Raw genomic sequence first — 12,747 nt, 5'->3', positions numbered from 1 at the left:
TTGTTTACTCATGCATAATGCTGATGTTTAAGTGTTATTTATAAATTGCTAAATAAGGCTTGAATCGTGATCACTATGGCAAAAATCCATAAACTTGCGCCCAAGGGGACTACAAAGCGCGAGTGACTAGGAGTATCATACGGCTAATTCTTACTAAAACACTCAGGTATCCCCTGACGGAGCTGGTTTCCATGATTACGATTTCCGATGCGGCTCAAGCCCATTTTGTAAAGTTGTTAGCAGATCAACCTGAAGGCACTCATATTCGTGTATTTGTGATAAGCCCAGGTACCGCACAAGCTGAGTGTGGCGTGTCTTACTGTCCACCTGATGCCGTTGAAAGCGATGATATTGAATTAGCATTCAATGGCTTTAGCGCCATGGTAGACGAAAAGAGTGCACCTTTCTTAGAAGAAGCCTCAATTGACTTTGTGACCGATCAATTAGGTTCGCAATTAACCCTTAAAGCGCCAAATGCGAAAATGCGTAAAGTTGCGGGTGATGCGCCTTTAGTGGAGCGTATCGAATACGTGATTCAATCAGAAATCAACCCACAATTAGCTAGCCATGGCGGCAACATTATGTTGGTTGAGATCACCAAAGAAGGCGTTGCGGTATTGCAGTTTGGCGGTGGTTGTAACGGTTGTTCGCAAGTGGATATCACCTTAAAGGATGGTATCGAAAAACAACTGTTAGATATGTTCCCTGGTGAATTAACGGGTGTGCGTGACGTAACCGATCACCAACACGGTGAGCATTCTTACGCTTAATCTTTTGAGTTGAGCTAAATGAAAAACGCGACCTTGAGTCGCGTTTTTTATATTTGGCTTTGATGCTACAACTGAGTTTTTAGGTTATCTGCTAAAAACTTATCCAGCGCCTTAAAGGTGGTTAATCTGTGGTCATTGTTACTCAAATAATGGTCACCATTTTCAAGCTCAATATATTCGACGTTTTTCTTACGAGATTTTAGCTCGTCAAACATTTCGCGGCTGTGTTGTACCTTGACCACTCGGTCCTTATCGCCATGCAGTAGTAATACTGGGATGGTGATCTTATCGGCTTTGCTGATGGGCGAGCGTTCATAGAGGACGTTAAAGTCATCGCCAATTTGTTCTTTGACGACTTCATAATTGGTAAAACGGCGACTGGATTTTACCAGGTAAGCCACGTCTGTCACCCCAGCAACACTGACTGCGCAGCGATACAGTTCGGGTGTCATTGCGGCGCCCATCAGTGCTGCATAACCACCATAACTCGCGCCGACAATACAGATACGTTGCGGATCGCTAATCCCTTGATTGATTAGGTAACGCGTGCCATCTTCCACATCGTTTTGCATTTCGAGCCCCCAGCTTTTTAGGCCGGCTTTCATAAACTCATAGCCATAGCCTGCTGAACCCCGAAAGTTCATTCTGAATACTGCGTAGCCACGGTTGGCAAAAAACTGTGCCCAATAATCGAAGTCATTACTGTCGTAACTAATGGGGCCGCCGTGGGGGAAGATAATGGTTGGCAGTTGCTTGGCTTCGAGGCCCTTTGGCACTGTCAGGTAAGCATCGATTTTGAGTTTATCCCGCGCTTCGTAGCTTAAGTATTGCGTGTCGGCGAGTTGCTCGCTGCTGAGCTTGCTATATCTCTCAGCAATCGGAAACAGCGCCTTCTCATCCCTATCGCCAAAGTAATAGGTGCCGGGCTGAGTCGAGCTGGTGGAGTAGACGATATAGCGGCGTTCATTGGCGCTAAATTGGGTGATGTAGTTGTGAGCATTGGGTAATACCGCTTTCAGCCCATTTTGTAGGCCCGCATATTCAGGATCCCAAAAAGTATACTCTTCGCCATCACCCTCACTGATCCCAATAACTTTTTTCTTTAATTCTGAATAGATGAGATCGCCTTCGACATCGGTATTTTCGTTGGCGTACACCAGCTCCTTGGTGAGCTTAGGATCGGTTAAATTCACCTTAAAGATAGCTTCAAATCCTTGGTGATAGGCGCGTACGTACAGAATATTCGGGTCGGCATCAAACCCCAGTGGCCAGACACTCTCTTCAGAGAAAGCTTTAAAGCTCCAAAGCAAGCGAGACTCTGCTTTTTGTTCGGGCTGTTCGTAGATTCGGTACTCAGTATCATCGTTATAGATGGAAATTCGGACCTTGTGCTGCCTGTCGGTAACCCAGCCGATGATATTACGCTTAGCATTTTGAATGTAGGAGGACTTTCCCTGTGACAGATTGACTTTGAGTACGCTGTCTTCCCCTACATTTTGGCCCATGCCATCAAGGGATAGCAGAATATGTTCCGAGTCATCTGGCATCAGATCGATAATTTGCCCTTGATGTTGGGGTATCCAACTGAGTCGATCGATAACACTAGGAGCAAGTACACTCGAAGTCTTTCGAGTGGTTAAATCGTACTTAACTAGGCGGGTTTCGGTTGTTGGTGTTCCATAACGATTTGCTGGAAACTGAGCTTTTATTAACAATGTAGTATTGTTTGCCCACCTTAACGACAGCATTACAAATTTTTGGTTATCAGTATGAACTGCAACGCCTTTTTCACCCGTTTCTAAATCGAGAATGCTGACAACGGTTCCCTTGAGTTTAGGTTGTTCGACACGAACAATGGAGGCAATTTTTTTACCATCGGGTGACAATTGCACAGAGCTGACATCGGGAATACTAGCAAAAGCCTCGACGGGAAGTTGTGGTACCGTTTGGGCAAGCAGTGGCAGGCTTAGCCACAGGAGCAGTAGAGGTAAAATCCTTTTCATTTTATATCACATTTATATTACAAAAGTTGTGCGTATAATAATCGGTCAAACCTAAGTAAGCTACTGTCTTTACTGAGTTAACTAACAATAAATGTCTTACTAAAGCGATAATGTGCAGCAAGGGTCAGGCTACGCATTAACATAAAGGCTGTCATGGCAGCCCACAGAGCATGGTTAGCCTGCTCAGAAGGCAATAGCGATTGTAGTAAATACCATGTCGGAAAGAAGGCACCAAATGTCGCAATAATCATGCTATTACGCATCACTTTACCCTGCGCCGCACCGATATAAACACCATCGAATAGGTAAGAGCTAAAAGACCAAAGCGGTAGCAATACCAACCAAATCAGATAAGTCTGTGCTGTGGTTCTGACTTTATCAATACTGGTCAACAGTTCGATAATATGGCTTCCCCAAAGGCTAAAGATCAGTGTAAACCCAACTGCTGTGATGGCAGACCAACACCAGGCCAGTACCACGGCTTCATGCAATTGCTGCGCGCGCTTTTGACCATAGGCTTTGCCCACTTCGGCCTCGGCATAATAGGCGATGCCATCGAGGGCGTAGGAGATTAATAGCAGTAAATTTAATAACACTGCATTGGCTGCGACGGTATTGTCCCCAAGGCCTGCCCCGTGAAAGGTCATAAAGGCGAAGGCAGCTTGCAGGCATAGACTGCGGATAAAAATATCGCTATTGAGTTTGAGCAGTTTGCCGTAACCGGCAAACGTCAGATGGACACGCAATTGGTCAAATTTAAATTGAGACGACAGCTTAAGCTGTTGTAATACCATGTAGAGCGCAACGCTAAAGGCGGTGATATCGGCACATACTGAAGCAAGTGCTGCGCCTTTTACGCCCCAGCCGAATCCCATTACAAACAGTACATCGAGGATAATATTGGCTAAGTTGGCGAGGATAAGCTGCCACATCGCCGCCTTGGGTTGTTGCCGGCCAAGGAGCCAGCCGAGCATAACTAAATTGAGTAGGGCGAATGGCGTCGACCAAACGCGGACTTGAAAATATTCTCGGCAATAACGCTCCGCTTCCATACTTGCCTCGGAGAGGCCGAGCGCTAAATTCAATATCGGGAGCTGCAATAGGATCACCGCGATACCCAGTCCAATCGCCAGTATCGCGCCTTGAACCAGCAATTTTAATTGGCTCGCAGTATCGTTTGCGCCATAGGCCTGTGCGACTAAGCCTGTGGTCGCCATTCGTAAAAAGCCTAATAACCAAATGATTAATGTGATAATCGTTGACCCGAGTGCGACGCCCCCTAAATAATAGGCGTCACTCAAATGCCCTATCACAGCGGTATCCACTAATCCCAATAACGGAACCGTGATATTGGAGAGGATCATCGGCAGTGCAAGCGCGAACAGTTGGCGATTTTTAGCGCCATTAAACAGCAGCGCGAGTGCGGTAGATTTTGCAGTAGTCATTGATATTGGAGGTATTCACATTATGGTTAAACGTGCGTTATTGGCACTCTTCGGGTTGATGACTTTTTCGGCCAATGCCGTGGTCATTCTACAGTATCACCATGTGTCAGAAACCACGCCGGCGGCGACGAGCGTCACGCCTGCACAATTTCGTGAGCAAATGCAGTTCTTGGCGAATGATGGCTTTAAGGTGATTCCGTTATCGCAGGTGGTCGAAGCGATAAAGCAAAAACAAGATTTACCCGCCAAAACGGTGGCGATTACTTTCGATGATGGTTATCGCAGCATTGCGACCACAGCGCATCCCATCCTAAAGGAATTTGGTTTTCCCTACACCTTATTTGTGGCAATTGAGCCTATTAAACAAAAGTTTACCGAGATGATGACTTGGGAGCAGCTCATCACGCTCTCCAAGGAAGGGGCCGATATTGCTAACCACAGCTGGGCCCATGAGCATCTGATCCGCAGGCTGGACAATGAATCTCAAAGCCAATGGTTGGCGCGAATTAAGGCCAATATTCAGGACACCGAAAATGCGATTCGCGAGGCGACTGGGCAGAATTTTAAAATGCTGGCCTATCCCTATGGCGAATACAATCAGGCGATTCAAGACATGTTGACCGAAAACAGCTTTGTTGCCTTTGGCCAACAGTCAGGGGCGGCGGGACCTTATTCGCCACTCACGGCGCTGCCGCGCTTCCCTGTGGCGGGGCAATATGCGGATTTAAAGAGCCTAAAAGCCAAGTTATACAGTCTCAATATGCCGGTGCTTGAGCAAACACCTAGCGATCCTGAGCTTAAGGGCGGAAATTGGCGCCCCGAGCTTAAGGTGAAGCTCGATATGAGCGATATTTCGGCCAAGCAAGTGATGTGTTATATCCAAGGGCAAGGCGCTAAAACACCTACTTGGTTAAGTGAAAACGAGTTTAGCATTCAAGCCGATTTAGCCTTGCCTGCTGGCCGCTCGCGCTACAACTGTACGGCACCAAGTAAGACGCGCAATGGTTTTTACTGGTTTTCTCAGCCTTGGGTGAGACCGAAAGACGACGGTTCTTGGGTCAAAGAATAGTCTCATCTGCGATGGCTATTTAGGTTTATAGCTGTTGACGATTTTATCGAAGTCGCTGATTAAGGCCTCGTTTAGAATCTGAGGTGCTTTACCTAAGGTGACTCCGGGTTTAAACACTGCTACCCGCGTGCCTTGAGGGGAAACCAGCACATAGCCCGCACTATGATCGACCTGATAATTTTCTCCTTCACCTACCATAGCATAGGTGAGTCCTAGGCTGCGGGTGAGGGGGAATATTTGGGTTTGCTCACCCGTCACCGCCTTAAACTCAGGATTAAAGAAATTCACATAGGTGAGGAGTTTATCTGGGGTATCCCGCTTCGGATCCACGGATAAAAACACGATTTGAATGGGCGCAATTTTTTTTAGCTCAGGATAGGCGGCGGCGAGTTTGTTTAAGGTGGTCGGGCAGACATCGGGGCAATAGGTAAAGCCGATAAAAAATAGGCTCCATTGATCTTTCAAATTCGCATTGGTAAAGGGTTGTTGCTGTTGATCGACAAGCTCAAAGGGCGCTAGCTCGAAGGCCTCTGGAAACAAAAAACCACTCTCTAACTCAACGGGCTTAGGTGGATTGAACTTCAGTGCAAATAGCCCTCCCAATCCTATTAATAGAATCGCTATCACTAAGATCTTGTTGGAGATTCTTTGTTGCATATTTTGTCCTCAGGCCATGCCCGTCCTATGCCCATCGAGCGTTGCACATTACGCCCAAAGATAGTGGTCGAGCAGTAATGCCATAAATAACAACATTAAATGATAAATCGAGAAGCGAAACACTTGCATCGCCAGTCCTTCACGATCCTGATACTTTAATTGCCACGCCTTATAGATAAATCCGGTGCTTAGTATGCTTGAGCACACAAAGTAGAGCGGTCCACTCATCCCGACTAACACAGGCAATAGACAAGCTATCGCCAGCAAAATCGTATAGAGCAAGATACAGGTCTTAGTAAATTCTACCCCATGGGTTACGGGCAGCATGGGAATATCCACTTTGGCATATTCTGCGCGTCTGTGAATCGCCAGCGCCCAAAAATGCGGCGGCGTCCACAGGAATATGATGATGACGAGCAATAGCGCATGACCATGGAATTGATTCGTCACTGCCGTCCAGCCCAAGAGCGGCGGCATTGCGCCCGCTAAACCGCCAATGACAATGTTTTGTGGCGTGGCCCGTTTTAAATAGGCGGTATAAATCAAGGCGTAACCAATCAAGCTGGCAAAGGTCAGCCAAGCGGTGAGCGGATTAGTAAAAACATAGAGGATCACAAAACCTAGGCTGCCTAAGAGTGCCGCGAACAACAACGCCCTTGTTGCTGAGACTCGGCCCTTGGGCAGCGGACGGTTATAAGTGCGTGCCATCATGCCGTCGATCCGCCTATCTATCAGGTGGTTTAAAGCGGCGGCCGACCCCGCCATCATGGCGATACCTAAAAGTCCTGCGACCAAAGGTTGTACGGGTAATATCGTTGGCATGGCCAAGCACATGCCGACTAAGACGGTGAGTAGCATTAAAGCCACCACCTTAGGTTTGGTCATCTCGAAATAGGCACGCCAAGCCACATTAACACTAGGGTGACTACTGATTGAGAGCGGTTTTGCCATGGTTAAACCCTCGATGTTGAAGATGGCTTATGCCAAAGAAAATAGTTAATTGCGACTAGGGCGAGTAGCAATAATGCCGCGCCGCCATTGTGGGAAACGGCAATCCCCAGTGGTAAATGCATCACCACATTTGAAATCCCTAAACTGACTTGCAGCATCACTAAGGCGACCAACAATAGGCTAAGGGCCTTGAGCTGGGTGCTGAAAAATAACCGATAGGCGAGCAACAACAATAGACTGGCGGTAATAATGGCGCCAACGCGGTGGGCGATATGAATGGTCATGCGGGCATGGTAATCCAATACGCCAAATTCAAAGCTTGGGTGTTGCCCTTGGAAAGGGGAAAACGCATCGGCAATAGCGAGGTTGTCCATCCAATTACCTTCACAAATCGGTAAAGCTGTGCAGGCGAGGGCCGCATAGTTGGAGGAGGTCCAAGCGCCGAGCATGATTTGGCCGATAAGCACCAGCAGACTCAACAGCGCCAGTTTCGGCAAGTGTTTACTCTGGCCAATGAATTTAAGGCTCGTGCCAATCCGCGAACCATGGGCGCCATTAAATCCTGCATCCGCAACACGCTGACTGTGAATATCAGCGGTTTCGAAAATTCGCTTGGGTCGTGTTCGCAGATACAGCAATAGCAAGAGCGAGAGTAAACTAAAGCCGCCAATTAAATGGGACATCACGACAATCGGCATTAGTTTCATCGTCACAGTCCACATCCCCAACGCTGCCTGAAATATGATGAGTAACACTATGGCCAAAGGCAGTTTTTTGGGAGCTTCGGATGTTTTTAGGCAGAGAATAAAAACCAGTAAGACGAGGATGCCCAAGGCGCCCGCAATATACCTGTGGATCATCTCGAGCCAAGCTTTTTCGGGATGGATATCGTGGTCGGGAAATAGGGTTTGGGCATGGGAGATCTCATGGTCGTGGGTGGGCACTTTGATATGGCCGTAGCAACCGGGCCAATCTGGGCAGCCAAGTCCTGCGTCCGAGAGCCGAGTGTAAGCCCCCATTAAAATTACTAACAGGGTAAAGACTATGGTGACGCGGAGGAGCCAAGTCAGTTGCATTAGTCTACCCTCGATAGTTTCAATAACTTACGGAGATCCGCGACCAAGGCCTTACCCTGAGCTAAATGTGCCGCCTTGCCTTGCACTTGGGGGTAACGCAGCACGAGTGCGCCGAGTGGATCGACAATAATCAGCTGTTGTTGGTCAAGCCATTGGCTGAGGCTTTGGCTGGCGGGCTGAGTGTTGAAGTTAAAGCTGCTTAATGCGTTTAAGTCACTGTCTGGATTCACAAGAATAAGCGGTTCGACACGAGCCTGATCTGGCCCTAAGGCGGTATGGCTCTGACGCAGGATATACAAGCGCTCGCGGCAAGCTTCATCGCACTTTGCGGGCAATAAATATAGTAGTTGCCATTCCTTAGGCTGAGGATTGTTAAGGCCAAGACTGGTATAGCTGGTTTCTGGGCTGATGAGCTCACCGTGGTTGGTGGAGCCGCCTTGATACCAATGCATGCTCAGCACTAACTTAGCGATGACCACAGGCGCGATAAAGGTCAGTAGCAATAACCCCAATGCGCGGTATTTGGCTGTTTGTTGGGAGTCCATATTTGCTCCTCTTATTGTCCCTAATGCTTTGTTTTATTGTTTTTTATTAAAATCTTGCTGGTATCTGTTACTCGGTCTTAGTCGCTTCCTTATCGGCTTGATGCCGTTGTCGTGATTTTTTGAGGTATTTCATTGCTTGCCAACCCATCAGCCCCGCAAACACTGTTGCCATGGCAAACCATTGCAATGCATAACCCCAATGTTTTTGGGCCGAGAGGGGGAAAGGCTGCCAAGGGTGAGGCAAGGTTTGCGCTGGTTGTAATTGGGGTAAGACATCGGATTGTAACACCGCGGGTAGGATGGGATGTCCTAACATTTGTGCCATCTCGGGTAGATTGAGATTTTGAAACCGAATCCGTTCGCCTTGTTCCGTGGTGAAGGGTTCTGCCAGTAAGTGATGGCTCAAGGGATTAATCTGTTTTTGATAGAGGCGGCCTGTAAGAACCAGTTCACCGACTATGGGGCTGACTTCGGGCAAGGCATCTCGGTGGGATTTAGCGGCAATAAAGCCAAGTTCGAGTAACAGCCAAGGTTGAACAGGATTATCTATCTGATTTTCTGACGTTATTTGCAGTAGCTGAAAGGCGAGATAGCCCACTTGCCCTTGATAGACCTGATTGTCGAGCAACCAGATTTGTGGATTCGCGGATTTTGCTTGAACTTGTAAGCGGTAGCCCGTGACGCTGCCTTTAGCCAATTCAGCTATGAGCTGTTCAGGATTGAGTGTGGCAGCGGATTGTCTTGCCTCCATTTGTGCGAGTAGTTCGGTTTTTTCAACTGCCCTATCCATTTGCCACAAACCTAGCTTGACCAAAACCACGAATACCACCACAGTCAATATCAGTAGTAACGACACACCCCTATGCAACCAAATAAATCTTGGTAACCAAATCAATTTGGCGAGCAAAACATAAGGATAGCGTATGAACATCCCGCTCATTTTTAAGTGTGTTTTAGTACTGCTGTTGCTGTTTATCATTTTTAACCTAGGCAGAGCCTTAATTATTATGGTTAAAGGTGACGACCAAACCGCTGAACACCCGGTGCCAATGAGCCGCTATTTGGGCCGTAGGGTGATGTTTTCTGTACTGGTTATCCTGCTCTTGCTGGTGGCTTTGGGGACTGGATTGCTTGGTCTCAATCCCACGCCTTAAGTTTTCAACTTATTGTTTCAACGAATATTTAAAGCACATAAACAAAGACGAACAGGCAGAGCCAAACCACATCGACAAAGTGCCAGTACCAACTGCCTGCTTGGAAGGCAAAATGTTTATCCGCACTAAAGTGGCCTTTTAACACTCTGAAAAACAAGACTAATAGAAAGATAGTGCCCAAGGTGACATGCATGCCGTGGAAACCCGTCAGCAGGAAAAAGGTGTTGCCATACACGCCAGAGGTGAGCGTTAGCCCCATCTCATGGTAGGCATGGCTATATTCCTCGGCCTGCAAAGCAAGGAAGCTAATTCCGAGCAAAATCGTGAGCCCTAGCCAGAGGGTGATGGCCGAACGCTTACCCTTTTCTAAGCTGATATGGGCAAAATGCAGCGTGATTGAGGAAGTCAGCAGCACAATGGTATTGATTAGCGGTAGCCCATTCCATGGCATGGCTTCGGTTTTGGTGCCATCTGGTGTGGTGACGAGTGGCCAAACGGCCTCGAAGTGTGGCCACAGGACTTCGTGAGTCATGGCATTGTTGGACGCGCCGCCGAGCCAGGGCACTGCGATCATGCGGGCGTAAAATAAGGCGCCGAAGAAGGCGGCAAAGAACATCACCTCGGAGAAAATAAACCAGCTCATGCCTTGGCGAAACGATCTATCCATTTGATGGGAATAGAGGCCCGTCATCGATTCTTTGATCACGGTTCTAAACCAGCCTACCAGCATAAACAGGATGACGGCGATGCCTGCCAGTAAAATATAACCGCCACCCGAAGCGCCAGATTTGAGTTGATGTACAAAATGTCCTGCCCCAAAGGCAATTAAAAACAAGCCGATAGCACCAACAATCGGCCAAGCACTCTGGGCGGGGACGTAGTAAGTCTCATGTTTAGTGGTCATTTTGCAGCTCCTTGCTCTATGGCAGACGCTAACTGCTTGTCGGTAATGTCGTAGAGGGTGTAAGAGAGGGTTAAGGTGTGGATAGACTCGGGTAATTGAGGATCCACGAAGAAGATCAACGGCAGCTCGGCGCGACTCGCGGCGGCTAAGTGTTGTTGGTTAAAACAAAAACATTCGGTTTTATTGAAATAAGCTGCGCCTTGGCCGGGCGAAATTGAAGGAATCGCCTGGCCCACAATTGCTCTATTCGAAACATTTTGCGCCAGAAATGCCGTGTGGATGAGTTCTCCCGGATGCACTTCGAGCCGTTTCGTTTGTGGTTCAAATTTCCACGGCATGCCCGTCTGCACCTGCGAGATAAACTCCACCGTTACCACCCGGTTCTTATCCACAGTGATCGCCTGATAACTGCTGGCAGTATTAGAGGTTTTGCCATTAATACCCAGTTTTTCGCATAGCACATCGTAGAGCGGCACTAAGGCGAACCCAAAGCCAAACATCGCAAGGCAGCCCAGCACCAGCAGGCTGATGAGCTTACGGTTGGACTTGATGTTGGGCTGATGGGGTTGGCCTTGCATGTTATTTCACCTCGGGTGGCGTGGTGAAAGAGTGATAGGGCGCGGGGCTTGGTAGGGTCCACTCTAAGCCTTCGCTGCCTTCCCAAGGTTTGGCGGGCGCCTTTTCACCGCCCCGAATACACTTAATCACCAGCACGAGGAAAATCAGCTGAGATAGCCCAAACGCAAAACCCCCAATCGACACGATTTGATTTACATCGGCAAATTGAATCGAGTAATCGGGAATACGCCTTGGCATACCCGCAAGACCTAAGAAATGCATCGGGAAAAACAACACGTTGACTGAAATCACCGAACACCAAAAATGCCACTGGCCGAGCTTTTCGCTGTACATATGCCCGGTCCATTTAGGCAGCCAGTAATAGGCCGCTGCCATTATGGAGAAAATCGCACCAGTGACCAACACGTAGTGGAAGTGAGCCACCACAAAGTAAGTATCGTGGTATTGGAAGTCGGCTGGCGTGATGGCGAGCATCAGGCCAGAGAAGCCGCCAATAGTGAACAGAATAATAAAGGCCACCGCGAACAGCATTGGAGTTTCAAAACTCAGTGAGCCGCGCCACATAGTGGCTACCCAGTTAAACACTTTTACCCCTGTCGGCACGGCAATCAGCATAGTGCAGTACATAAAAAACAACTCGGCAAACACAGGCATGCCGGTGGTGAACATATGGTGCGCCCACACGAGGAAGGACAGAATCGCAATACTCGCCGTGGCATACACCATGGATGCATAGCCGAATAATGGTTTACGGCTGAAAGCAGGAACTATGGCAGAGATAATGCCGAAGGAAGGCAAAATCATGATGTAGACTTCGGGGTGACCGAAGAACCAGAAGATATGCTGGAACATCACAGGATCGCCGCCGCCTGCCGCCTCGAAGAAGCTAGTGCCAAAAAACTTATCGGTTAACACCATAGTGACGGCACCCGCGAGTACGGGCATAACGGCGATCAGCAAGAAGGCGGTAATCAGCCAAGTCCATACGAACAGTGGTAACTTCATCCACGTCATGCCGGGAGCGCGCAGGTTGACTATGGTTACGATCACGTTGATGGCACCCATGATCGAACTTATCCCCATGATATGGATCGAGAATACAAATAATGCTGTGCTGTCAGGGCTATAAGTGGTCGAGAGTGGTGCGTAGAAGGTCCAACCAAAGTTAGGGCCGCCGCCTTCCATAAACAATGAACTCAACAATATTGCAAAGGCGAAGGGCAGGATCCAAAAACTCCAGTTGTTCATACGTGGAAGCGCCATATCAGGCGCACCAATCATCATCGGGATTAACCAGTTAGCTAGTCCGGTAAAGGCTGGCATCACAGCGCCGAATACCATGATTAACCCATGTACTGTAGTCATCTGGTTGAAGAAGTTAGGCTCAACGAGTTGTAATCCGGGCTGAAAGAGTTCGGCGCGGATCACCATGGCCATCGCACCACCGGTTAAAAACATTATGAAACTAAACCATAGGTACAGGGTGCCAATGTCCTTGTGGTTGGTGGTGAGTAACCAGCGCATGATGCCTTTAGGTGCACCGTGATGGTGTTCATCATGGGCGGCAATTTGATCTTGAGTCAGTGTGCTCATC

General features: G+C 48.3%; 13 protein-coding genes. 3 read left to right on the top strand and 10 right to left on the bottom strand.

The annotated features are described in order from the left end of the window. Positions 1–191: 191 nt before the first annotated feature. A complete protein-coding gene (nfuA, locus tag JM642_RS19505; RefSeq protein WP_037423725.1) occupies positions 192–770 on the top strand; it encodes a Fe-S biogenesis protein NfuA in 579 nt (192 codons plus the stop codon). A gap of 65 nt (positions 771–835) precedes the next feature. Here the strand turns inward: nfuA and JM642_RS19500 are convergent, their stop codons facing one another. Beyond that, on the bottom strand, positions 836–2,773 hold the full coding sequence (locus tag JM642_RS19500; RefSeq protein WP_144345314.1) for a S9 family peptidase: 1,938 nt from the start codon (positions 2,771–2,773) through the stop codon (positions 836–838). A gap of 77 nt (positions 2,774–2,850) precedes the next feature. Continuing rightward, positions 2,851–4,218 (bottom strand): MATE family efflux transporter, encoded by a 1,368-nt coding sequence (locus tag JM642_RS19495; protein ID WP_203432401.1) that lies wholly within the window; start codon positions 4,216–4,218, stop codon positions 2,851–2,853. A 22-nt stretch (positions 4,219–4,240) separates the two neighbouring features. Here JM642_RS19495 and JM642_RS19490 point away from each other — a divergent pair, with 22 nt between their 5' ends. After that, entirely contained in the window at positions 4,241–5,287 is a 1,047-nt protein-coding gene (locus tag JM642_RS19490) for a polysaccharide deacetylase family protein (RefSeq protein ID WP_203432400.1), read from the top strand. A 15-nt stretch (positions 5,288–5,302) separates the two neighbouring features. Here the strand turns inward: JM642_RS19490 and JM642_RS19485 are convergent, their stop codons facing one another. The 5 genes from JM642_RS19485 to JM642_RS19465 form a co-directional block, all read right to left on the bottom strand. After that, positions 5,303–5,932, bottom strand: coding sequence for an SCO family protein (locus JM642_RS19485; RefSeq protein ID WP_203433867.1), 630 nt, complete (start codon positions 5,930–5,932; stop codon positions 5,303–5,305). A gap of 60 nt (positions 5,933–5,992) precedes the next feature. Beyond that, on the bottom strand, positions 5,993–6,895 hold the full coding sequence (cyoE, locus tag JM642_RS19480) for a heme o synthase (RefSeq protein ID WP_203432399.1): 903 nt from the start codon (positions 6,893–6,895) through the stop codon (positions 5,993–5,995). Positions 6,896–6,897: 2 nt separating this feature from the next. Further along, positions 6,898–7,971, bottom strand: coding sequence for a COX15/CtaA family protein (locus tag JM642_RS19475; RefSeq protein WP_203432398.1), 1,074 nt, complete (start codon positions 7,969–7,971; stop codon positions 6,898–6,900). Further along, a complete protein-coding gene (locus JM642_RS19470; RefSeq protein ID WP_099457235.1) occupies positions 7,971–8,516 on the bottom strand; it encodes a hypothetical protein in 546 nt (181 codons plus the stop codon). The genes JM642_RS19475 and JM642_RS19470 overlap by 1 nt, the downstream gene beginning before the upstream one ends. Positions 8,517–8,583: 67 nt before the next feature. Further along, positions 8,584–9,495 carry an SURF1 family protein gene (locus tag JM642_RS19465; protein ID WP_203432397.1) on the bottom strand — a complete coding sequence of 304 codons (912 nt, stop codon included), beginning with the start codon at positions 9,493–9,495 and terminating at the stop codon, positions 8,584–8,586. On the opposite strand from JM642_RS19465, the gene JM642_RS19460 reads away from it, so the two are divergent. Continuing rightward, the gene (locus tag JM642_RS19460) at positions 9,440–9,670 is read left to right on the top strand and encodes a DUF2909 family protein (RefSeq protein WP_047537887.1); all 231 of its coding nucleotides are present in this window, start codon (positions 9,440–9,442) and stop codon (positions 9,668–9,670) included. The two genes, JM642_RS19465 and JM642_RS19460, sit on opposite strands and share 56 nt — an antisense overlap. 28 nt (positions 9,671–9,698) lie before the next feature. Here JM642_RS19460 and JM642_RS19455 read toward each other — a convergent pair whose 3' ends face one another. From JM642_RS19455 to ctaD, 3 genes are read right to left on the bottom strand one after another with little or no spacing between them, the layout of a single operon-like run. Next, on the bottom strand, positions 9,699–10,574 hold the full coding sequence (locus JM642_RS19455; RefSeq protein WP_203432396.1) for a cytochrome c oxidase subunit 3: 876 nt from the start codon (positions 10,572–10,574) through the stop codon (positions 9,699–9,701). Continuing rightward, a complete protein-coding gene (locus tag JM642_RS19450) occupies positions 10,571–11,152 on the bottom strand; it encodes a cytochrome c oxidase assembly protein (protein WP_037423698.1) in 582 nt (193 codons plus the stop codon). The genes JM642_RS19455 and JM642_RS19450 overlap by 4 nt, the downstream gene beginning before the upstream one ends. Position 11,153: 1 nt before the next feature. Continuing rightward, positions 11,154–12,746 carry a cytochrome c oxidase subunit I gene (gene ctaD, locus JM642_RS19445; protein WP_037426604.1) on the bottom strand — a complete coding sequence of 531 codons (1,593 nt, stop codon included), beginning with the start codon at positions 12,744–12,746 and terminating at the stop codon, positions 11,154–11,156. Position 12,747: the final 1 nt, after the last annotated feature.

This window comes from Shewanella sp. LZH-2, assembly GCF_016859145.1.
Lineage (GTDB): Bacteria > Pseudomonadota > Gammaproteobacteria > Enterobacterales > Shewanellaceae > Shewanella > Shewanella xiamenensis.
Note: the sequence above shows the minus strand (reverse complement) of the source record. Positions and strands in the feature narration are given on the sequence as shown.

Bases quoted from the DNA above. Each gene is read 5' to 3' on its own strand.
- nfuA (WP_037423725.1), top strand. From the start codon at position 192: ATGATTACGATTTCCGATGCGGCTCAAGCCCATTTTGTAAAGTTGTTA.
- JM642_RS19500 (WP_144345314.1), bottom strand. From the start codon at position 2,773: ATGAAAAGGATTTTACCTCTACTGCTCCTGTGGCTAAGCCTGCCACTG.
- JM642_RS19495 (WP_203432401.1), bottom strand. From the start codon at position 4,218: ATGACTACTGCAAAATCTACCGCACTCGCGCTGCTGTTTAATGGCGCT.
- JM642_RS19490 (WP_203432400.1), top strand. From the start codon at position 4,241: ATGGTTAAACGTGCGTTATTGGCACTCTTCGGGTTGATGACTTTTTCG.
- cyoE (WP_203432399.1), bottom strand. From the start codon at position 6,895: ATGGCAAAACCGCTCTCAATCAGTAGTCACCCTAGTGTTAATGTGGCT.
- JM642_RS19475 (WP_203432398.1), bottom strand. From the start codon at position 7,971: ATGCAACTGACTTGGCTCCTCCGCGTCACCATAGTCTTTACCCTGTTA.
- JM642_RS19470 (WP_099457235.1), bottom strand. From the start codon at position 8,516: ATGGACTCCCAACAAACAGCCAAATACCGCGCATTGGGGTTATTGCTA.
- JM642_RS19460 (WP_047537887.1), top strand. From the start codon at position 9,440: ATGAACATCCCGCTCATTTTTAAGTGTGTTTTAGTACTGCTGTTGCTG.
- JM642_RS19465 (WP_203432397.1), bottom strand. From the start codon at position 9,495: ATGATAAACAGCAACAGCAGTACTAAAACACACTTAAAAATGAGCGGG.
- JM642_RS19455 (WP_203432396.1), bottom strand. From the start codon at position 10,574: ATGACCACTAAACATGAGACTTACTACGTCCCCGCCCAGAGTGCTTGG.
- JM642_RS19450 (WP_037423698.1), bottom strand. From the start codon at position 11,152: ATGCAAGGCCAACCCCATCAGCCCAACATCAAGTCCAACCGTAAGCTC.
- ctaD (WP_037426604.1), bottom strand. From the start codon at position 12,746: ATGAGCACACTGACTCAAGATCAAATTGCCGCCCATGATGAACACCAT.